The organism is Desulfotruncus arcticus DSM 17038 (genome assembly GCF_900113335.1).
In the GTDB taxonomy this organism is placed as follows: Bacteria; Bacillota; Desulfotomaculia; order Desulfotomaculales; family Desulfallaceae; genus Desulfotruncus; species Desulfotruncus arcticus.
This window is the reverse complement of the sequence record NZ_FOOX01000006.1, coordinates 190,056-210,355: the sequence shown is the minus strand read 5'-3', so window position 1 is coordinate 210,355 and position 20,300 is coordinate 190,056. Positions and strand designations below refer to the sequence as shown.

Annotated in this window: 18 protein-coding genes; 15 read left to right on the top strand and 3 right to left on the bottom strand. The window is 49.8% G+C overall.

Annotated features, from left to right (window positions below):
* Positions 1 to 2: 2 nt before the first annotated feature.
* The 4 genes from tatC (at position 3) to BM056_RS26530 (ending at position 3,131) form a co-directional block, all read left to right on the top strand.
* A complete protein-coding gene (tatC, locus tag BM056_RS10280) occupies positions 3 to 788 on the top strand; it encodes a twin-arginine translocase subunit TatC (RefSeq protein ID WP_238456402.1) in 786 nt (261 codons plus the stop codon).
* Between the two features lie 219 nt (positions 789 to 1,007).
* Positions 1,008 to 2,030, top strand: a complete 1,023-nt coding sequence (locus tag BM056_RS10275; protein WP_092471315.1) for a S1C family serine protease — start codon at positions 1,008 to 1,010, stop codon at positions 2,028 to 2,030.
* Positions 2,031 to 2,040: 10 nt separating this feature from the next.
* Positions 2,041 to 2,841 carry a DUF1848 family protein gene (locus tag BM056_RS10270; protein ID WP_238456401.1) on the top strand — a complete coding sequence of 267 codons (801 nt, stop codon included), beginning with the start codon at positions 2,041 to 2,043 and terminating at the stop codon, positions 2,839 to 2,841.
* 38 nt (positions 2,842 to 2,879) lie between these two features.
* Complete coding sequence (locus BM056_RS26530) at positions 2,880 to 3,131, top strand: DNA-formamidopyrimidine glycosylase family protein (protein WP_174549948.1); 252 nt, start codon at positions 2,880 to 2,882, stop codon at positions 3,129 to 3,131.
* Here BM056_RS26530 and BM056_RS10260 read toward each other — a convergent pair.
* Together BM056_RS10260 and BM056_RS10255 are read right to left on the bottom strand one after the other, a co-directional pair.
* On the bottom strand, positions 3,128 to 4,177 hold the full coding sequence (locus BM056_RS10260; RefSeq protein ID WP_092471314.1) for a trypsin-like peptidase domain-containing protein: 1,050 nt from the start codon (positions 4,175 to 4,177) through the stop codon (positions 3,128 to 3,130). The two genes, BM056_RS26530 and BM056_RS10260, sit on opposite strands and share 4 nt — an antisense overlap.
* 24 nt (positions 4,178 to 4,201) lie before the next feature.
* Positions 4,202 to 4,438, bottom strand: coding sequence for a hypothetical protein (locus tag BM056_RS10255; protein ID WP_092471313.1), 237 nt, complete (start codon positions 4,436 to 4,438; stop codon positions 4,202 to 4,204).
* A 194-nt stretch (positions 4,439 to 4,632) separates the two neighbouring features.
* On the opposite strand from BM056_RS10255, the gene BM056_RS10250 reads away from it, so the two are divergent.
* The 3 genes from BM056_RS10250 (at position 4,633) to BM056_RS10235 (ending at position 8,052) form a co-directional block, all read left to right on the top strand.
* Positions 4,633 to 5,370: a GNAT family N-acetyltransferase gene (locus BM056_RS10250; RefSeq protein WP_092471312.1), complete on the top strand. Its 738-nt coding sequence runs from the start codon at positions 4,633 to 4,635 to the stop codon at positions 5,368 to 5,370.
* 881 nt (positions 5,371 to 6,251) lie between these two features.
* On the top strand, positions 6,252 to 7,394 hold the full coding sequence (locus BM056_RS10240) for an FmdE family protein (RefSeq protein WP_165613459.1): 1,143 nt from the start codon (positions 6,252 to 6,254) through the stop codon (positions 7,392 to 7,394).
* A 61-nt stretch (positions 7,395 to 7,455) separates the two neighbouring features.
* Entirely contained in the window at positions 7,456 to 8,052 is a 597-nt protein-coding gene (locus tag BM056_RS10235; protein ID WP_092471309.1) for a flavin reductase family protein, read from the top strand.
* Positions 8,053 to 8,192: 140 nt separating this feature from the next.
* Here the strand turns inward: BM056_RS10235 and BM056_RS10230 are convergent, their stop codons facing one another.
* Positions 8,193 to 8,804 carry an FmdE family protein gene (locus BM056_RS10230; protein WP_092471308.1) on the bottom strand — a complete coding sequence of 204 codons (612 nt, stop codon included), beginning with the start codon at positions 8,802 to 8,804 and terminating at the stop codon, positions 8,193 to 8,195.
* 476 nt (positions 8,805 to 9,280) lie between these two features.
* Between BM056_RS10230 and BM056_RS10225 the strand changes: the two genes are divergently transcribed.
* The 8 genes from BM056_RS10225 to nikA all read left to right on the top strand — a co-directional run bounded on the left by BM056_RS10225 (position 9,281) and on the right by nikA (position 20,277).
* Complete coding sequence (locus BM056_RS10225) at positions 9,281 to 10,876, top strand: ABC transporter substrate-binding protein (RefSeq protein ID WP_092471307.1); 1,596 nt, start codon at positions 9,281 to 9,283, stop codon at positions 10,874 to 10,876.
* Positions 10,873 to 11,844 carry an ABC transporter permease gene (locus BM056_RS10220; RefSeq protein WP_092471306.1) on the top strand — a complete coding sequence of 324 codons (972 nt, stop codon included), beginning with the start codon at positions 10,873 to 10,875 and terminating at the stop codon, positions 11,842 to 11,844. Before BM056_RS10225 ends, BM056_RS10220 begins: the two co-directional genes overlap by 4 nt.
* Positions 11,834 to 12,688 (top strand): ABC transporter permease, encoded by an 855-nt coding sequence (locus BM056_RS10215; protein ID WP_092471305.1) that lies wholly within the window; start codon positions 11,834 to 11,836, stop codon positions 12,686 to 12,688. Before BM056_RS10220 ends, BM056_RS10215 begins: the two co-directional genes overlap by 11 nt.
* On the top strand, positions 12,675 to 14,339 hold the full coding sequence (locus BM056_RS10210) for an ABC transporter ATP-binding protein (RefSeq protein WP_092471304.1): 1,665 nt from the start codon (positions 12,675 to 12,677) through the stop codon (positions 14,337 to 14,339). The genes BM056_RS10215 and BM056_RS10210 overlap by 14 nt, the downstream gene beginning before the upstream one ends.
* A gap of 295 nt (positions 14,340 to 14,634) precedes the next feature.
* A complete protein-coding gene (locus tag BM056_RS10205; protein ID WP_092471303.1) occupies positions 14,635 to 14,868 on the top strand; it encodes a hypothetical protein in 234 nt (77 codons plus the stop codon).
* A 259-nt stretch (positions 14,869 to 15,127) separates the two neighbouring features.
* On the top strand, positions 15,128 to 16,858 hold the full coding sequence (locus tag BM056_RS10200) for an ABC transporter ATP-binding protein (protein ID WP_092471302.1): 1,731 nt from the start codon (positions 15,128 to 15,130) through the stop codon (positions 16,856 to 16,858).
* A gap of 17 nt (positions 16,859 to 16,875) precedes the next feature.
* Positions 16,876 to 18,633: an ABC transporter ATP-binding protein gene (locus BM056_RS10195; RefSeq protein ID WP_092471301.1), complete on the top strand. Its 1,758-nt coding sequence runs from the start codon at positions 16,876 to 16,878 to the stop codon at positions 18,631 to 18,633.
* 30 nt (positions 18,634 to 18,663) lie between these two features.
* The gene (nikA, locus tag BM056_RS10190) at positions 18,664 to 20,277 is read left to right on the top strand and encodes a nickel ABC transporter substrate-binding protein (protein WP_092471300.1); all 1,614 of its coding nucleotides are present in this window, start codon (positions 18,664 to 18,666) and stop codon (positions 20,275 to 20,277) included.
* Positions 20,278 to 20,300: the final 23 nt, after the last annotated feature.

Below are 20,300 nucleotides of genomic sequence, written 5' to 3'. Positions count from 1 at the left end.
AGGTGGCCGGCAAAAACAAAGATATGACTATGATGGAGCATTTGGAAGAATTACGCCGGGTCTTGCTCATTTCCATTATGGCCACGTTCATCATGGCCATAATTTGCTGGGTTATCAGCGATCAAGTTTTACGGATATTGCTGGAACCGATTTCCAGTACCGGTAACGATGTTGTTTACATTGGTATTGTTGAGGCTCTGATGACCAAGATCAAAGTTTCTTTTTTTCTGGGTTTTCTCACCGCTTTGCCGGTTATCCTCTGGCAATTCTGGAAGTTCATCCTGCCAGCCCTGCGCAAGGTGGAAAAAATCTATTTTACCATCTTTGTTGTTATATCCTATATTTTCTTTATCAGCGGGGTGCTGTTGGGCTTTTACGCAGTGTTTCGCGTGGCCGTAAAGTTTTTGCTGCATTTCGGCGGTAACGAACTAATCCCAATGCTAACTATAGGAAATTACATCTCGTTTACAATTATGTTCCTGCTGCCCTTCGGGATTATCTTTGAATTGCCGCTGGGGGTTTACTTTTTGGCGAAACTGGACCTGTTGAGCCATAAATATCTGGTGAAGAAACGGAAGCTGGCGATTTGTTTTTCGGTAGTCACCGGCGCGGTGCTGATTCCGTCTCCCGATATCCTTACCCCGCTGATGATGGCCGCACCGATATATCTTCTGTATGAATTTAGCGTCGGCATTGTACGTTTTGTGGAATGGGGTAAACGGCGCAGGGCCGGAAAACAAAGAGAACGGGAAATGGCTGGATATAAAACCACGGTACGGGAGAACTAAATGGCCTCTTGGAGTTCATCCTTTTAGCAACGCTAAAATCGGATTATGGAAAGAGCGCTAATATCTGATGCTTACCGCCCCCTCCTGCTTGATCTGCTCCGGCCGCTCTCATAATGTCCTCCGGGTAAATTGGTAAGGTTGAAACATATAAATAATAAAGGTAAAAGCCGTGGTTTTAGCCAACCATATTATTAAAGCAAGTTAACGGGAGACTGAATCATGCGAGATGACGGTAAACATGAAAAAAACCAAATTGCCGGTACGGGTGACAGGGGCGAGTGTCCCGGTAAACCAGGAAAAAAACGGGAACAGGGGCAACATGGAGCGGGCTACGATGAGCAAAATAATGCCGGTTTTTACAAAGAAAAAAATGATGAATATCTGGATGACTATGACGAGTATCTGGAGGAAGGATACGAGGATGATCGCGGTAAAGATTACCCTGATGTTTATGATTTAGCGTACTTGAAAAATCAGGAAGAGTATGCCGAGCACGATGGCTCCGCAAATAAGCGACCACCCAAATCGACCCTGCTGCGCTTTATAGCCCTGGTAACCGTGCTGGCATTTTTAGGTGTGGCCCTGGCTGCTTCTTGGCCTGTGCTGCAATTCCCGCTGGCGGAACTGGTGGGCAGGTCAATACAATTGCAGAAAGATATTGACACCCGGCGATTGCAGGCGGCGGTGGTGCAAATCGATGTGGTATCGCGCCGTCAGGGCTCAACAATTGCTGTGGAGAGCAAGTCGGGCACTGGATTTAATATCAGGCCGGAGGGACTGATCGTGACCAACCATCATGTTATCAACGAAGCCCTTAATATGACCATTACTTTCCCCGGCGGTAAGATTTACCGGGCTGAAAGCTGGGCATCCGAGCCGGAATTTGACCTGGCGATAATTAAGCTGCAGGCGGAAAACCTGCCGGTGGTGCCTGTCAACGCCGGTGCCATACCCTCTGTGGGAGACAGGATCAGAATGGTGGGCAACCCGCTCGGCCTGAATAACGTGGTGGTAGAGGGTAAAATTGATCGGTACGTGCGGGTCAGGGACAATCCCGAGCCGGTTTTCAGCATAGACGCTCCGGTTTACCCCGGCAACAGCGGCAGCCCTGTATTTGACAAGAACGGCGAAGTAGTGGGGGTGGTTTTTGCCCGTTATCAAAGGGAAGTGGACGACAAGGAGAAGATATGCGGTCTGGCCGTGCCTATTAAAGAGTTGCTTGCGGTGTCAAATTTAAAATGAGGGGTTTGGCGTGAAGAAAGTGATCAGCATGTCCCGGCGTACCGATATGCGCTGGTTTGCGGAAGAATTAATACCCGTGCTGCGTAACAAATACCCGCCGGAAAAAGTGCATACAGTGGTTTGCTGGACTAAATTTCCGGGCTGTATTTATAACGGGCCTTACGCCGGGGTATTGGAGATGTACGGGCAGGTTTACGCCCAGGTCACCATTACCGGTCTGGGGGGCAGTCCGTTAGAACCAAACGTGCCGGGATGGCGGGAAACCCTGCGGGATTTAGCCGGTCTGGTTGATTTTTTGGGTAATCCGGACCGGGTTCGGGTGCGGGTAGACCCGCTGGTGGCCTTGCGCCGGGGCGACAGAATCATCAGCAACGTTGCGGTGGCCCACAATATTATCGAGCAAGCGATGGATCTGGGGATAACCACTTTCACCACATCATTCATGGAAGAGTACCCCAAGGTAAAACGACGGCTTGCCCGGCACGGTTACGAAATAATAACTCTACCACAGAGCAGGAGGGTCGATATCGTTAGGCACTTGTCGGAATGTGTCGCCAAGGACGGTGGCCGTCTGTATACCTGCGCCGTACCCGGTTTCGCGGGCTCCAGTTGTATTGATGGTCCGCTGCTGCAGAGGCTGCACCCGGAGGGCGAGCCATGCAGCGATAAAAAAGCCGCCGGACAGCGCGGGCTTTGCAACTGTACCGAAAGTGTCGACATCGGCTGGTACAGCATGCGCTGTGCCTCCGGGTGTCTGTACTGTTACGCGCAGGTTGATAACAAGCCGGTAGAGATAGCTTGCCGGGAGTAATCTGAACCTTGATATCAATATGGGGAGTGGTGATACGGATGCCGGAATTACCGGAAATATTTCAGTTGTCCGAACAGATGAACAGGGAATTTAGGGACAAAACAATCAAAGATTTCCATGTGATACAGGAAAAGTGCCTTAATATGCCTGCTGCCGATTTCATCAGTATTTTGACGGACAAGCGTATCGAAATGTTAAAAAATTCCCGGATTATGCCGGGAATTTTGAGCTATTGGTACCCGCCCGCCTTACGACATGGACGCAGCGTTTTTTGTTTGGCGAATCATTAAAGGATCTGTTCGGCCACCTCTACCCTTAATAATGAACGTACATTTTCAATTTGATTGAGAATAGTCGCGCTTGAGGAGCCGGCAAACAGCAGACCCACCGCAACGTTGTCCAAGGTAGTTACCAGCGAGCCGGAGTCACCGCCGTCTGAGAAACCGGTGGTCACAATCTGATCTTTAAACCGTGCCACCTTTCCATCCCCGTAACCGACATCTACCGTGGCGTTGACCGCCGTAATCCTGCCGGTGGTGAAATTCGTGGTGCGTCCGGTCTTTTTTATCAATGTTCCCACATTTACATCGGCTTTCTTGCGCCAGCCCCGCACGTGACCAATCCAATATATTTCCCTGTCCAGGTCGTGGAACTGCCCTTCAGCAATGGCCGCGTCCACAAGGTTGTTATGCTGTTCCCGGGGAACCGGCGGGTAAAAGGTGATGGGGATAAAGCGGCTCAAAGCGGCGATTCTGTCTGCCGGGTCAACTCCTCCGTCGTACGGGCCCGGCTGGAGAATGGGATCACCTATAGAGGCGTCGTTGCTGTTGGCCAGCACGTGATTGTTGCTGAGAATGTAGTATTTGGAGGGGACGCCGATCCCCTGTCCGGACGGGCTGTTGGAGTCCTCCGGCAGGATGTCGTAAACACAGGTGCCGAGAGTTCCCGCTGTGATTTTATAATGGCCCACGCTGTAGCCGCCTTTGGCCGGACGGACACGCCCGGCAAGAGTTCGCGTGCCGGTCTCCGGCGGCTCGCTCCCACCGGCGAAAGGGTATCCGATGGCGAGGACATCGGTTTGCATGTCCTGCAATTTTAACGGCACCAGGTCAGATTCGCTCAACTGGTCCTTGGGCACCTTATGGGTCACCAGCACAACCAGAGCCGGCTCACCCGTGGGCCGGCCGCTCTTCCACTTAACTCCAACTCCCATACCGACGACATTGGCAGGTCGCCTTTGGGGCTCCAGAAATTCTCCGACAACATTACTGTGTGCCTTTTGCACATCAGCAAGTTCCTCCGCTTTCAACAACATTTTGGTTTCATCTTTATACATAAGTCAGCCTCCTTCGTTATTAGTCTATTGATTATTTAGGGTTTGCATTCTCACAACGCCTATTTCATAAACATCGGTTTTGTATCCATCTAACATTTTCGGGATAATATCCCTTGGCCTTAAAGCGGACTCCGGCAGCTTGTGTGTTACAAGGATCTTAATGACCTTTTTTCCCGCCTTCTCCCCAATACCTATACCCGTGACATTGGGCAATTGCAGCAACTCTTCCTCGTATTTCATTTTCACACGCTCAATGCTCATGCCGGTTACCTCTTTTCAAATGCTTATCCTTATTGTTATTATATACCATAAATAGAATTCTTTAAAAGAGATTTATTAATTTAGTGGAAATATTTAGCGTCTTACTTTTCTTCTTGCTTGCCTTGGCATAAAATACAACTAACTTAGGTTAAAAGCAAATTGGTGAAGGTTATAAATTAAGTGAGGAATAAACAGTGATAAAAACAATTGAAGAATTATCCATGAATGCATGGCCGGCTTTTCAAACAAATTTGTATGATGGTTGGGTGTTGAGATTCGCTGATGGTTACACCAAAAGGGCCAATTCTATCAACCCGCTGTATAACTCTACAATTCCGCTTGATCAAAAGATAGCATGCTGCGAAACAAAATATATGCGCCAAAATCTACCGGTGGTTTTTAAGTTGACACTGGGTAGTTTCCCGAAAGATATTGATAGTAATTTGAAGAAAAAAGGCTATGCAAAGCTTGATGAGACTTCTGTCCGGGTTTTAAAAATGAGCCGATATAGTCGCAGGAAACCTGAAGATGTATGTATTGAGAAAAATCTTAACAATGATTGGTTTGATGGTTTTGTCAAGTGTTCAAACATTGCAAACACAAGGGATCAATTGAGCGCAAAACAAATAATGGATAACATTGTGGGGGAAGTAATATATGTAAGCAAGAAAATCGAAGAAAATATAATAGGTTGTGGTTTAGGTGTAATCGAGAGATGTCATGTGGGGATATTTGACATTGTAGTTGATAAGAACTACAGAGGTAAGGGATATGGTCAGGATATTATTGACGGCATTTTAAATACTGCTGCTAATAAGGGTGTTAATACGGCATATTTGCAGGTGGTTGTAGGTAATCTGCCTGCTGAAAAACTATATGATAAATTAGGATTTACGGAAGCTTATAGATATTGGTACAGGAAAAAATCATGATGAAAATATGCAAACAAAATGCAATACCTGATATTTTTCATTTTTTACTCTTTTGGCTTGTTATCCGCAATAATTTACCTATTTGTTTCAAAAAAGAAGACCCCGGCGCGCGGGGCCGTTTTAGGGGAAAGGCAGTAAACCCGCTGCGCCGCTGGTCGAAAGGAGAATTTTTGCTGTCCGGTGCATGTCAAAACCGGCAGCAAATTTTTGGAGGTCAGAGGCTATGCCAAGGCCTCGTGACTAATTAAAAATGCCATGCTGGTAATATCTGCTTCGGCAAGACAATGTACCTTCATGGCATACTTTTAAGCTAATAACTTTAAATAACTTTTGCGGCTTGTGGTCATAACAACTTTTCAGTTGAGTTTATTAATCTCCTGTATGTCCCGTTGTGCGCAACAATTAAGCCGCCAAATATAAAGCCACGAAACGCATTTCCTGTTATTATAGGGAAACACACCTTCGTGGCGCTTAAATCTTCTATAATTTGATTGTTAAGTTATGTTACATCATTAATGAATATTTGTCAACAATTATCTGGTTTAATCATTGCACGCAAGGAATGCAAGTAATCGGTTGTTGCTCTGGAAGATATTAAAAGCCTAGACAATTGTGTATAGACAATTCAATCATAAAGTGTTAAGATAACTTGCAAAGCTGTTTGTCCGACAAACAGTTATGAAAAAAATTCAATATGTTATTAATAATGCCACGAAGCTTATTAAACCTCTCGAAAGCAGGGGAAAGACTTCGTGGCTTTTTTTGTAGTGATGAGCGGGAGGTGGTTGAAAAACGATTCGCATTCACGGGCAAGTATTAGTCTGTAAGTAGGTGGTAATCTGTTGTACTGTATGAATCCATTAGAAAGGGCGTGTAGTAAAATGAGAAAAACAAGGACCGTCCTGGCGGTAATGCTGCTGTTGATTTTTATCCCGGGAACTGTTTGGGCCGCGGGAATAACGGATGACATTGAGGCTTATACCGGCACCAAAAATATAACTGTCCAACATGCGCTGGGCGCCAAGGCTTCGGCTTTAGCCATGGAAAAACTGCACTTTAATAAAGGCGATGAAAACGTGCTGGCCATGACCAATGCCGGTTGTGCCGTTATTGGCGGGCAAACAACGGAGAAATGCGTTGACGGTTTAGCGGCTGTAAGCGGCTGCACCATAGGCAACAGCAATCTGCTGTTAGTACAGCGAGCTAAAAACATGCCTTTGTGGTTCGCGTTCTTTAATAAAGCTACCAATGAGATGCTGTACCTGGAGGCAAACAATACCGTACTGAACAAATACCCTACTGATTTAGAAACTCTTGCCAGTGAAAAAATATTCACCGTTATAGCCGAGGAAAACATTGAACTAAACGGTTTGCTGACAAATAACGAAGCCTGGAACGCTAAAATAAGCAGTAAAGTATTTGGCGGGAATGAGTTCAGCCTCATCGGCATTGCCCAAATATGGTCTAACCCCAATTGCACCTATGATTTTCTGCGGGCGGCTCAATTTCATAATCATATCTGCCCCGGTGTAAACAGTGGTTATTTAATTATCAAGTACCTGGATAAACATTTACCATTACAGGCCGGACAATCATATAAGATTATCGCCTGCCCATCCTGGTGCAAAGATGATGCTTTTCAGGTCATACTTGATGCGACTGTAGGTAAAAAAGGCATGTACGTCAAAGCACTGACCGGCGATCAACTGGCAATGCTGCCGGGAAGCGCTAAAAACGTAGCCGGGTTGTTCATCCGCTGGAACGAGCAAACCGCTACCGGCGACGGGCTGGTGCTGGGGTTTGACTTCGATAAGGCCAACGAATTGGCGGGGACGAGCAATATGACCGGTCCTTTTGTTAAAATTAAAACCGCCCTGTCTATGATGGACTACGTTGACCGCCCTGAAATCATGGTTTCGACCATCAAACAGTTTAAAATCAGCAGCGCCAGTGAACTTGAGGCACTGCAGGCGGCAGGTGTTGACCCGCTGGTGCGCCTCGGAGTTGTAGAAAATGGTGAATAGACCTTTACCGCACTGTAATTAGACGCTGATTGGTAAAAAGATTATGAGGGGATGGTTTGCGGTGCTGTTAAAACCACGTCAAAGGGAACAAATATTACCGCTGCCAGTGGTTTTAATATCCACATTATCAGCGGATGGAGTGCGCAATATTGCTCCTTGGTCCAATGTTACACCAATTCTGCGCCCCTTGGAGGATGTAATCCTGGCTTCATGGATCAAGCGGGACACATTATATAATATCCGACAAACCAGGGAGTTTGTTATCAATATACCCCCGGCCCGGATGGCTGAAGCAGTGATGAGTTGTTCTAAAAATTTTGCACCTGAAGTTGATGAATTTGAACAGGCTGATTTAAAACCGCGTCATTCGAGTATGGTAAAAGCACCGGGGGTTGAAGGATGCCTGGCCTGGGCGGAATGCAAGCTATTAGAAGAGATCACCCGGGAAAAATATGCTCTGATTATTGGACGGGTAGTGCATCTGGAAGGAAACGATGACTTTTTCAATGAAGCGGGAGAAATGGATTATGAACGGGCCGAGCCGCTGTCCGCCATGCTCGGAGAGAAGGGAATACGGTTTACCCGGCCGGTTTATGCGGGCAGGTACGCTGATTATAAAGAAATGTTTATCAGTAAAAGCAACAATAGTCCGGACTAAAGCGATAATCGGGTGATTTATGCAAAATGGCAAACAATTTAGAACTATCATCGTAGAAAGGATCGTAGAAAGGGGGAACCACACCGGGTTCCCCTTTCTGGTTTTCGGTTTAATGTAAATCAATTTGGGTGTGTTCTGGCTCACCAACCACGGCTATAGTTATCAGAGCAGGGAATACAAACGGGCTGACCGTCTTTCACCCTGGCACGGGACTCCATAACATATTCACCGCAGGAGCCGCACTGCACGGAATTGAAAATCCGGGCTTTATCAGGCATCTTAAAAGCAATTTCCTCCGCTACGCAAAAATCTTCCTCCGGCATATTCAGTATCTGATCAGTTCTGGAAGCTTGATAATCGTAGTACTTCTTGGTTTCTTCAGCTGTGGCGGTGCCTCCGAAAACTTTCTTGCGCAGTCCGGCAGCGACCGGGTCCTGCCTGTGTAAAACCGCACCATTTACCGATATTCTAAGCGCCCTGTTACTGTTACGGCTGCCAAAAGTATAAACCTGCTTGCCGTGATCCCGGTAAATCAAATTGCCTTTGCCCAGAGTGCACCCCGTCAGCAGCATAATGGCATCCACGCCGCAAGCGTCATTTTCCACAATGGCTATCAATTCCTCATCAGCAGCGCGGTATTCATTTAATTTTCTAAGCGCTAAGCCTGCCACGCGGTAACCCACTGCCAAACCCGGGCAAGAGTGTCCGTGGAATTCAACTGACTTTTCCCAGGGGGTTTTTTCCATGCACATACTACCACTCCTCGCAAGAAAGTTTTATTTTTATGTGTGTTCCAGTCTCCATGCAATAAAAAAAGCCACGACAAGCATTCCCTTTTAGCAGGGTAACGCACCTTCGTGGCGCTTTTTACAATGGTTAGCCATAATTCTTTTTAGTTAAGTTGTAAATCATGTTACATCATTTACAAATATATGTCAATAATTATTAGATGTCAGTAATTGTTTGATTTAATTGTTGAATGTAAAAATAACATATTGTATAATTATTTTAATTTTAAAAAAATGATGGCTACGAAGGCCATTGTAATTTAGTATTGACTATAAGTATCTCAATAAGACCACGAAGGTTCGTTATGCCCCGAAAAACGGGGGGTGTCGGCTTTGGTGGTTTTTTGCTTTTTTGGAGGTGAGGGTAAGTAAAACATAAAGGATATACCTGAGATTATGTTTTCGTTATATAAACATTCAAATAGCGAGGGGGATTTTAGGTGCGAAAATGTTTACTGGCCATCACTATAGCATTGCTGCTTCTTGCCCTTGCCGGCTGCGCCCGGGAGCAAGCTGGGGAGAAGCCTTCCACTGAAACAGCCGGCGGCAGTGATCTGCTCTATACCGTGGCGGATGCCACCGGCGACTGGGGTTTTCCCTCACCTTACGGGCACTATGCCAGGGGACCGGGGTATATTAGAATGAGCTTCGTTTTCGACACTCTGGTATGGAAAGACGATCAGGATTACATACCGGCGCTGGCCAACAGTTGGGAATATAATGAAAATGAAAACTCTTACACCTTTGAGCTTAATAATAATGTTACCTGGCATGACGGTGAAAAATTCACCGCTAAAGATGTGGTTTTTACCGTTAACTATACCAGGGAACATCCTTACCAGTGGGTTGACACCAGCATTGTCAAAAGCGTCGAAGCCCAGGGCGACTATACGGTGAAGATGTATCTGGACAAACCGTATGCCCCATTTCTTGAGTATGTGGGAGCAACTCTGCCCATACTGCCGAAGCATATCTACAAAGATTTAGAATCTCCGGAACAGTTCCAGCAAAAGGAAGCCTGTATCGGAACAGGTCCATTTATGCTGGAGGATTACAATAAAACCCAGGGAACCTATTTATACAAACGCTACGACAATTACTACCAGGGAAAACCCAAGGTTGCTGAAATTAGGTTTGTAAAAATCGGCAATGAGGCAGTGGCGGCTGCTTTGCGGCAAAAACAGGTCAACGCTGCCAGTGTGCCGCCTGATTTAAGCGGCGCACTGGAAAAAGAAGGCTTTAAACTGCTGCCGGGAGCCCACGATTGGGTGGCCAAACTGGTAATGAATCACCAAAAGGAACCTTTGTCCAATGAAGAATTTCGCCAGGCGCTGGCCTATGCCATAGACCGCCAGGCTCTGGTGGATACCTGTCAAAGGGGTTACGGTGTGCCTGCCAGCCCGGGGTTGTTGCCGCAGGACAGCCAGTGGTATAACAGCAAGCTGGACGGCGCCTATCCCTATGAGCCAGCTACTGCGGAAGAAATATTGACAAAATTAGGTTACGTCAAGCAGGGAAGTTATTTTGAAAAGGACGGTCAGCCTCTGGAACTGGAGCTGTTATTTGGTGCCGGAGGCAGTGGAAATGTTGGAGAGCGTGAGGGTGAGTTAATTAAGGCGCAATTGGAAAAAGTTGGTGTTAAAGTCGATCTGCAGGGCATTGAAGCTAAAACCCTTGATAGCAGGGTTTTGGAATGGAAATTTGATCTGGTATTGAGCGGTCACGGTGGATTGGGTGGCGACCCGGCCCAGTTAAACAGCGTCATTATCGGTCAGGGCTTTAATAGCGCTAGGTATCAGCAAAATAAAGAACTGGTGGCTGCGTTGAAAAATCAAATTTCCGTCATGGACGCCGGAAAACGCCAGGAGTATCTGAATCAGGCGCAGGAATTATATGCAGAGGAAATGCCGGCCCTGCCGCTTTATTATAACACCTACTACTGGGCCCATGACGGACAGGTTAATCTTTATTACACCGTGCGTGGTGTCGGGCTTGGCGTGCCGATACCGCTGAATAAAATGCCTTTTGTCAAATGAAAAACCAGACCTCGATAATTAACTATCTAATCGCGCTTGTTCTGATCTTGAGCCTTAATTTTATTTTACCCAGGCTGATGCCGGGAGACCCGCTGCTGGCGATATACGGAGATGAAGCTTTTATTGCCATGACACCGGAACTCAAGGCGGAGCTGGTTAGCCGGTTTGCCCTGGACCAGTCAACCAGCCAGCAGTTTTGGGTTTATATCAGTTCTCTGGTAAGGGGCGACCTGGGCTACTCCTATTATTATAACGCTCCGGTTATGGCTGTCATCCTTGGTTCACTGCCCTGGACCGTTTTACTGGTGGGCCTGGCGATTATAATTTCCACCCTGGTGGGGGTTGCTCTGGGCATAGAATCCGGTTACAGGCGGGGTCGACCGCTGGATCGCGCGCTTCTTGGCTCGTTGATGTTTGCCAGCGGCTTTCCCGACTTTTTCGTCGGTATTTTGCTGCTGCTTTTTTTCGGTGTGGTGCTGGGGCTGGTGCCTCTGGCCGGGGCTGTTACGCCGTATGCCGGGTACGGCGGGCTCACATTTTTGACCGATTTGCTCAGACACCTGGCACTGCCGCTGACGGCGCTGGCCATGGTCAGGATTGCAGATCCCTTTCTTTTAACCAGAAACGCTATGGTCATCTCCCTGGGCGAGCCATTTATATTTACCGCCAGGGCCAAGGGGTGCCCCGACAAGGTCATCAGGTACCGGCATGTGGGTAAAAACTCACTGCTGCCGGTGATTACCGCCACAGGCATGCAACTGCCCCACATGGTGACGCGCGCGTTGTTCATAGAAATTGTTTTCTCTTACCCCGGGGTGGGATCATTGCTGTACAATGCTCTTCTGACCCGGGATTACCCCCTGCTGCAGGGAATATTACTGGTGCTGACCGTTACTGTTTTGTTAGTCAATTTACTGGTGGATATTGTATATACCCGTCTTGACCCGAGGATCGCTTATGCATATTAACTTTTTTCAAGAAGTAAAAAGTGATTTTATGGGCCGCACCGGGCTGGCCATTCTGTTATGTTTGTTGGCCCTGGCCCTTTTGGCGCCGCTTATGACCCACTATCGCCCGGAAGACTATACCGGGTTGATTTTTCAGCCGCCGTCCGCCCGGCACTGGCTGGGAACCAATGACGTGGGCCAGGATGTGTGGACGCAGCTTCTTTACGGCGCGCGCAGCTCCTTGCTGACCGGCAGCGGGGCGGCCGTACTGGCGGTATTATTCAGCTTGCTGATAGGCGGAAGCGCCGCCTTGCTGGGAGGTATTTATGACCGGGTGCTAATGAGGCTGGTCGACGCGCTGCTGGTGATTCCGCCGGTAATTGTGGTCATCCTTGTCGCGGCTTATCTTAAGCCCAATCTGTTATTGCTGATCATCATTATCTCGGTTTTTCTCTGGCCATCGGGGGCAAGAATTGTCAGGTCGCAAACCCTTGCTTTAAAAGAAAGTATGCATGTGGCGGCCGCACGCAGTTTTGGCGGCGGCTGGATATATGTGCTGAAACGTCACCTGGTGCCGGAGATGGGCCCCGTGCTTACCGCAATTATTATCCAGTTCGCCCGGCGGGCGGTTTTTATGGAAGCCGGGCTTTCCTTCCTGGGAATTTCTGATCCGGCTTTGATTAGCTGGGGGAAAATGATGCAGAACGCATTGCAATTTACTTATCTTGATGTCTGGAAGTGGTGGCTGTTGCCGCCCGGCTTCGCCCTTTCATTGATGATCATGGGATTTACCTTTACCGGAACCGCGCTGGAAACCGTGATGAATCCACGTTTAAGAAAAGAGGTACACCATGCTGGAGATTAAAGGACTAAGTGTAGCCTATAATGGAACGCAGGTATTAAAGAACATTAATTTAAAGTTAGAACAAGGGCAGTTTCTCTCCCTGATCGGAGAATCCGGCGCCGGTAAAACCACTTTGGGATTAAGCGTCATGGGGTTGGTGGAGGGCAGTTGCTGCGGCGCGGTGCTTTTCCATGACCGGGACTTGCTTGCTATGAGCGAAGAAGAGCGTAGGCGCCTGAGAGGCTTAAAACTGTCCATGGTGTTTCAAAACGTGGAAAATACGCTGCATCCCTTGTATACTATTCAGGATCAGATAACGGAGGCAGTGTTGGTGCATGGGACCGGCGATAAACATACGGCTCCGGCCAAGGTCGCGGAAATACTGGCGCTGGTCAAAATGGACGGTGACAGGGCGGCCAGGTATCCCCACCAGTTAAGCGGCGGGGAGAGACAGCGGGCATTAATCGCCATGGCGCTGGTTAACGACCCGGAGGTGCTGATCCTGGACGAACCCACCGCCTCGCTGGACGCGTTTACCAAAAATGAAATCGTGCAGTTATTAAATGAAATTGCCGGAGATAAAATCGTTTTGCTGATAACCCATGACCTGGCGGTAGCCGCTCAGCTGTCAAATCAGGTGGCGGTTTTGTACGGGGGCCGCATAATCGAAACGGGTCCCAGTGAAGAATTGCTGACCAACCCGCGCCATCCCTATACCCGGGGATTGTTGCGCTCTTATCCCGGCATGGATACTACCAAGGATTTACAGGGCATCCCCGGCAGAATGGCGCATAATGTTGGCGGATGTCCGTTTCACCCGCGCTGCACGCAGCGGATAGATATTTGCGCCCTGGAAGCACCGGAGTTGGTTGACAACGGCCGGGGAATGATTGCCTGCCACCGGGGTGGTATTATCCCCGTGCTGGAAGTAAAAAAACTAAGTAAGACTTTCGGCTCCTTTAAGGCCATTGATGAGGTGCAGTTAACACTTTATGAGGGAGAAACACTGGCCCTGGTCGGAGAAAGCGGCTCGGGGAAAACCACCCTGGCCAAAACGGTATTGGGCTTGCTTAAAGCTGATGCGGGAGAAATATTTTACGACCTGGCCAAAGTCAGCGCCAGGGACGCCATATTTCACCGCCAGGTGCAAATGGTTTTTCAAAACCCGAGAGAATCAATCAGCCACCGGATGAATGTTTTTCAAGCGGTAAAGGAACCGCTGGATATCCACCGTCTGGGCAGCGAAGAAGAAAAGCTGGCCCTGGTCAAGGAGGCGCTGGAGGATGTGGAACTCCCGTCTGATGACAATTTTCTTAATAAATACCCCCATCATTTAAGCGGCGGGGAAAACCAAAGGGTGTCCATTGCCCGGGCGCTGGTAATGAAGCCCAGGGTTCTGGTTGCCGACGAGCCGACTTCAGCCCTGGATGCCAGTGTGCAGGCCAAAATTATTAAACTACTGCTCAATTTGCAGGAAAAGAAGGGGCTTGCCATCCTGCTGATCACCCACGATTTGGCTCTGGCCAGAAAGGCCAGCGACCGCATAGCGGTTATGCAGGCGGGATGTATCGTGGAGGAAGGGCCTACCGGCAGGGTGCTTGCCCTCCCCAGGCACACATTTACCCAAAGCCTGCTGCAAAACAGCCGGGGCGGGCAATTGTGTCTGAGCTGATATTGATAGGATTTTAATACATGGTTGGAGGCGCGAATACATGAACGCATGGGAAAAGGCGAAAGAGTTGAATTCATAAGTCCTGCCTGGTGCCACGGTGATATTTACCTTCTTTGTCGATTACGTAATTACCCGGATGTATAGCCACCACACAGTAAAATCCCTCCACCGGGGGGGGGAATTTCAGCAGAATACCTCTCTCTAAAGAATTTATTGCAACCACCCTTATTGGTCTAATACATAACGACTCATTATTATGGAAAAATAATAAAAAGCCAATCAGGAGGTATGACAATTGAGTTGCAGTAGTGTTAAGCATCGTTTTGAAGAGCAGATGAAAAACGGTATTGATTTTCAAAAAGCTATGGAAATGTACCAGGATGTGGAGGGTTCCATTGCTGCTCATCGTACCGAACTGACAGAATTACAAAAGATGAACGCCTCCCAGAGTGAAATAGACCATCTTAAGGAACATATCAAAGAAGGTGAAAGCCTTTTGCAAAAAATCAAGGCAATGAAATTACACTAATAGTCTAGTAATACTATATTGACCGTCACAGCGCGCGGTAAACGGTTTAAAAAACATAAAAAAATAATCATGTACAAAAATTAGAGTCTATGCTATAATCCCTTTTATTAATATCAATATAAAGTTATGTCTTTCAAAACCACGAAGGTTGAGATTTTTCGCAGGGGCGAATGATCCGTTTTCGTGGTTTTTTGTATTTATCGGGATGGAACACACTTTTAAATAGTTTTTCGTCAAATAATCAACGGAGGTAACGACAATGTCTTTTTTTCTGAGATTGTTCACCCTGCTGCAAGGCTCCTACCACCACATCGCCGGCAAGGTCGGCCTGGGTATACTGATTACCGCCACCTTTGTGGGTCAGGCTCTGGCCGTGGCCGCCGGTCTCAAAATAGTCTTCTATCAGCAAAGCCTGGACGGCCTGGGGCTGCTTCTGCTTGTCATCGGACTGCTGGTGCTGCTGCGGGGAGTGCTCCACTGGCTGAGCGAGATCTACGGCATGCGGATCGCCTTTCTGGTTAAAAGCAAGATCAGGGAACGGTTATTCCAGCACATCTTAAACTTGGGACCGGCCTACCAGGAAAAACGCCGCAGCGGCGACCTGCAGGCATTGCTGACCGACGGGGTGGAATCCCTGGAGCCGCTGCTGACCGGCTACATCCCCCAGTTGCTGGTGGCTTTTTTCGGTTCCGGGCTTATTGCCCTGTACATATTCACCCTGGATCCGGTGGTGGGGCTCATCGCCCTGGCGGGCATTCTCGTCACGGTGGTGTTTCCCCAGCTAATGAGCAAGCCAGTGGGCAAAATTATGCTGGACTACTGGCAGTCCCACGCCCGTTTGAACTCACACTACATCGACGCCATGCAGGGCATGCCCACCCTGAAGATGTTCAATGCCGGCCAAAGAAAAGACCGGGAACTGGCCCGGGAAGCCTGGGGGCACTACCGCCACTCCATGCAGGGGCTGGGTATTTCGCTGCTGGATTCCGCCGTGGTTAAATGGGCCGCCGCCGCCGGCTCGGCCCTGGCCGCCGGCGTGGGGGCGCTCAGGGTCAGCACCGGCGACATGCCCCTGGCGGAACTGTTCGTGGTTCTGTTTCTGTCGGTGGAGTGCTTCCGGCCCCTTAACGACCTGATCATGCTCTGGCACCGCAGTTTTCTGGGTGTCGCTGCGATCCGGGGCGTATTTGATATCCTGGACACCGCCGTCGACATCCGGGACCGGTCCGGGGAAAACGGTGGGGAAACGGAAACCCGCACCCGGCCGGGGGTTGAATTTGTCAACGTCACCTTCGGCTATGCCGGGGGCCAAAGGCCGGCGGTGCAGGACGTCTCCTTCCGGGTGCACCCGGGGGAAACGGTGGCCGTGGTGGGCAAATCGGGTTCCGGCAAGTCCACCCTGGTGAACCTGCTGCTGCGTTTTTTCGATCCCCAAGAGGGGGCGATTCTGCTCAACGGACGGGATATCAGGGACTACCCCCTGCTGCTGTTGCGCAGTCAGATTGCCGTTGTGTTCCAGGACACCTACCTGTTCTACGGCACCGTGGCTGAAAATTTAGGCGTCGCCCGCCCAGGAGCCGCCAGGGATGAGTTGGAGAGGGCCGCCCGGTTGGCCCACGCCCATGACTTTATCACGGATCTGCCCAACGGTTACGATACCCAGATCGGGGAGCGGGGGGTACGGCTTTCCGGGGGGCAAAAACAAAGGCTATCCATTGCCAGGGCCATACTAAAGGATGCCCCGCTGCTGATCCTGGACGAGGCCACCTCCAACGTGGACGGGGCCAGCGAGAAACTGATCCAGGGCTCCCTGGAGCAGTTGGTCCGGAACAGGACCACCATCATTATCGCCCACCGGCTGTCCACCATCCAGGGCGCGGACCGCATCATCGTCCTGGACGACCGGCGGGTCAAGGAGACCGGCACCCACGGTGAATTGTTGGCGGCCCGGGGCGTTTACGCGCAGTTGACCAGGCTGCAGCATGGCTAATGAGAGGGGGAACGGCTTTGAGCGGTTTGCTGACTAGAGTTCATCTGGCGGGTTTTGCCAGGCTTTTGGTATACCTGCGGCCTTATTGGAAGGGCATGGCCATTTCCGTAAGCAGCGGCACTTTTCATCATTTGTTTGCCATAGCCGGGATGGCCCTGGCTGCCTATCTGGTGGGGCTGGCGGCCACGGGGGGCGGCCGGGAGCAGATTTGGCCCTTTTTGCCGGTGCTGGCCCTGCTGGTGACATTGCGGGTGATCATGTACTTTACCGACATGTATGTGGCCCACGAAGTGGCCTTCCGGATCCTGGTGGAATTCAGGATCAAAATTTATCAGGCGGTGGAAAGGGTGGCCCCGGCCTACCTCTTGAACATGCGCTCCGGTCAACTGGCCTCCACCCTGATGGCCGACACCGAAGTGCTGGAATGGTTTTTCGCCCACACCGCCGGGAGCTTTCTGGTGGCGGTTCTAGTTTCGCTGGTCACCCTGGTCATGCTGGGCTTGGTGCACTGGCTGCTGCCCCTGGCGGTCCTGCCCTGGATGATTGTGCTGTTCAGCGTGCCTTTTTGGCTGCGGATCAGGGCTGACCGGCAGGGCCGGGACACCCGGGATAAACTGGCGGAGATCAACTCCGAAGCGGTTGACGGGGTGCAGGGGCTGCGGGAGATCATATCCTTCAATTATGAAAAAGGTTTTCTGGACCGGTTGCGGCTCTACTCCGACCGCTTGGGACACAGCCTGGTTGTTTACGGAAAAAGGCTGGGTTTTGAAGGAGCCATGCTGAATATTTTTTCCTCCCTGGCGATAATTTGCGTGCTGGGACTATCGGCCTATCTAATTGTAAACGGCCGCATGGGTTACAGCTGGCTGCCGGTGGCGGTAATCCTGTCCGTCAGCATCTTCATCCCTATTTTGGAGATATCGAACATGGCCAGAAATTTCGGCATCATTACGGCGGCCGTGGACCGGGTTTACGCCGTGATGGAGACGCCGGAGACGGTGCGGGACTCGGCAGCCGGCGCGCCGGCCGCCGTTCCAAAAGCGGAAATATCCTTCGGCGAAGTGTGGTTTCGCTACCGGAATGAGCTGCCCGATGTGCTGAAGAATGTAAGCTTCACCGTGGGTGAAGGGGAAACCGTGGCCCTGGTGGGGCATTCCGGAGCGGGCAAAACCACCTGCATCAACCTGCTGCAGCGATTTTGGGACGTGCAGCGGGGCCGGATTGCCATCGGCGGCATTGATCTGCGGGAGCTCCCCCTGGAGTACCTGCGAGGCCTGATCACCGTGGTGCCCCAGGATATTTACCTGTTCAACGCTTCAATTATGGAGAATATCAGGCTGGGCAGGCCGGAGGCCACCGCGGCAGAGGTGCGGGAGGCCGCCCGGGCGGCTTATATCCACGAGTTCATCACCGGGCTGCCGGATGGTTATGACACAGTGGCCGGGGAGCGGGGCGTCAAAATGTCCGGCGGGCAGAAACAGCGGATCGCCATTGCCCGGGCGCTACTTAAGAACTCCCCCATATTGATTATGGACGAAGCGCTGTCCAGCCTGGACACCGAAAACGAAAGGCTTTTACAAAAATCCATCAAGAATTTGCGCCGGGGCCGGACCACCATCATCGTGGCCCACCGGCTGTCCACTTTCCGGGACGCCGACAAGCTGGTGGTTTTGGACAACGGGGAGATGGTGGAGACCGGGACCCACGCGGAACTGGTAAGCAAGGGCGGGTACTACAGCAGTTTCATATCCTCCCAGGCCGCGGCCGCGAGTTGATATATGAGACACAGTAATTAAAAGAATGGAGTGAAGATTGAAATGTCAAAAAAGATTGCGCTGCTTGGCATATTTATTATTATGGCCGTCATAATCAGCGGCTGCGGCGCAGGTTCTGACGGAACCGGCGACAATGGCGGGCCGCCGGAAAAAGTTTTAACTATTTCCTGGTCTCAGGATGTGGGCAATCTTAACCCCCATATGTATGGTCCAAGTCAAATGTTTGCCCAGGACTTTGTTTATGAGTCGCTGGTTGAGTATGGTGAAGGCGGGGTTATTAAACCGCATCTGGCGGAGAGCTGGACTATTTCTCCCGATGGCAAGGTATATACCTTCAAGCTGCGTCAGGGGGTTAAATTCTCCGACGGCAGCGATTTTAACGCCGCAGTGGCTAAAAAGAACTTTGACACAGTGCTGCTCAACCGTGATGAACACAATTGGCTGGAGCTTGTGAACCAGATTGATAAAGTAAATATCGTCGATGAATATACCATTGACGTGGTATTTAAGAATCCTTATTATCCGGCGCTGCAGGAATTAAGCCTAATCAGGCCGCTGCGGTTTCTGGGGGAGGCGGGTTTCCCGGACGACGGGAATACCGCTGAGGGGATCAAGGCTCCAATCGGCACCGGACTATGGTCGTTGCAAGAATATAAACAAAACGAATACGCAGTGTTTGTTAAGAACCCGTACTATTGGGGCACCCAGCCGAAGATCGATAAAGTGGTGGTTAAAATTATTCCTGACGGTGAAACAAGAGCAATCGCCTTTGAAAAACATGAAATTGATTTAATTTACGGCAGCGGGCTGATTAGCCTGGATTCATTCAGACAGTTCAGGGATTCCGGTGAATACCGGACCATGATTTCCGACCCTTTAAACACCAAAGCGCTGGCGCTGAACTCCAACAGGGGTCCCACCAGGGAACAGGCGGTAAGAATAGCTTTACAGCACGGCGTCAATAAACAATCTTTGATTGACAATATTCTTTACGGCACCGAAGTTAAAGCGGATACGTTGTTTTCTCCTCAGTTCCCCTTTTGCGACCTGGGACTGCAGCCATATGATTACGATGTGGAAAAAGCCAAAACTATTCTGGAATCGGCGGGGTGGGTGCTAAAATCCGGCCAGGAATTCAGGGAGAAAAACGGTCAACTGTTGGAGCTTGAGCTATGTTTCGATAGCGCCGACAATGTGCAAAAAGCCTTTGCCGAGGCACTGCAGGGAGAGTATAAGAAGATTGGCGTTAAATTGCTGCTGGTCGGTGAAGAAAGCCAATCCTATTATCAAAGACAAAAGGATGGCAAGTTCAACCTGATTTTCGGCGACACCTGGGGCGCCCCTTATGATCCCCATTCCATGGTGTCCTCCATGCGCACACCTTCCCACGCCGATTATCAGGCCCAGTCCGGTCTGCCCATGAAGGCGGAAATTGACGCCAAGATAGCCGAGGTGCTTATCAGTACGGATGAGAAGGCAAGGCAGGACCTTTATAATTATATTTTAGGCACATTGCACGAACAGGCGGTATATTTACCCCTCTCTTACGGGACAAATATTGCGGTTTATCATGATAATATTGCCGGAGTGAGCTTTGACCCTCAGACAAACAGGATTCCACTGGCAAATGTTGATATTAATTAGCGGTGTTCAGGTGAGGAGGGGCT

Coding starts and splice junctions, on each gene's coding strand:
- BM056_RS10275 (WP_092471315.1), top strand. CDS start 1,008: ATGCGAGATGACGGTAAACATGAAAAAAACCAAATTGCCGGTACGGGT.
- BM056_RS26530 (WP_174549948.1), top strand. CDS start 2,880: ATGCCGGAATTACCGGAAATATTTCAGTTGTCCGAACAGATGAACAGG.
- BM056_RS10260 (WP_092471314.1), bottom strand. CDS start 4,177: ATGTATAAAGATGAAACCAAAATGTTGTTGAAAGCGGAGGAACTTGCT.
- BM056_RS10255 (WP_092471313.1), bottom strand. CDS start 4,438: ATGAGCATTGAGCGTGTGAAAATGAAATACGAGGAAGAGTTGCTGCAA.
- BM056_RS10240 (WP_165613459.1), top strand. CDS start 6,252: ATGAGAAAAACAAGGACCGTCCTGGCGGTAATGCTGCTGTTGATTTTT.
- BM056_RS10230 (WP_092471308.1), bottom strand. CDS start 8,804: ATGTGCATGGAAAAAACCCCCTGGGAAAAGTCAGTTGAATTCCACGGA.
- BM056_RS10220 (WP_092471306.1), top strand. CDS start 10,873: ATGAAAAACCAGACCTCGATAATTAACTATCTAATCGCGCTTGTTCTG.
- BM056_RS10215 (WP_092471305.1), top strand. CDS start 11,834: ATGCATATTAACTTTTTTCAAGAAGTAAAAAGTGATTTTATGGGCCGC.
- BM056_RS10210 (WP_092471304.1), top strand. CDS start 12,675: ATGCTGGAGATTAAAGGACTAAGTGTAGCCTATAATGGAACGCAGGTA.
- BM056_RS10200 (WP_092471302.1), top strand. CDS start 15,128: ATGTCTTTTTTTCTGAGATTGTTCACCCTGCTGCAAGGCTCCTACCAC.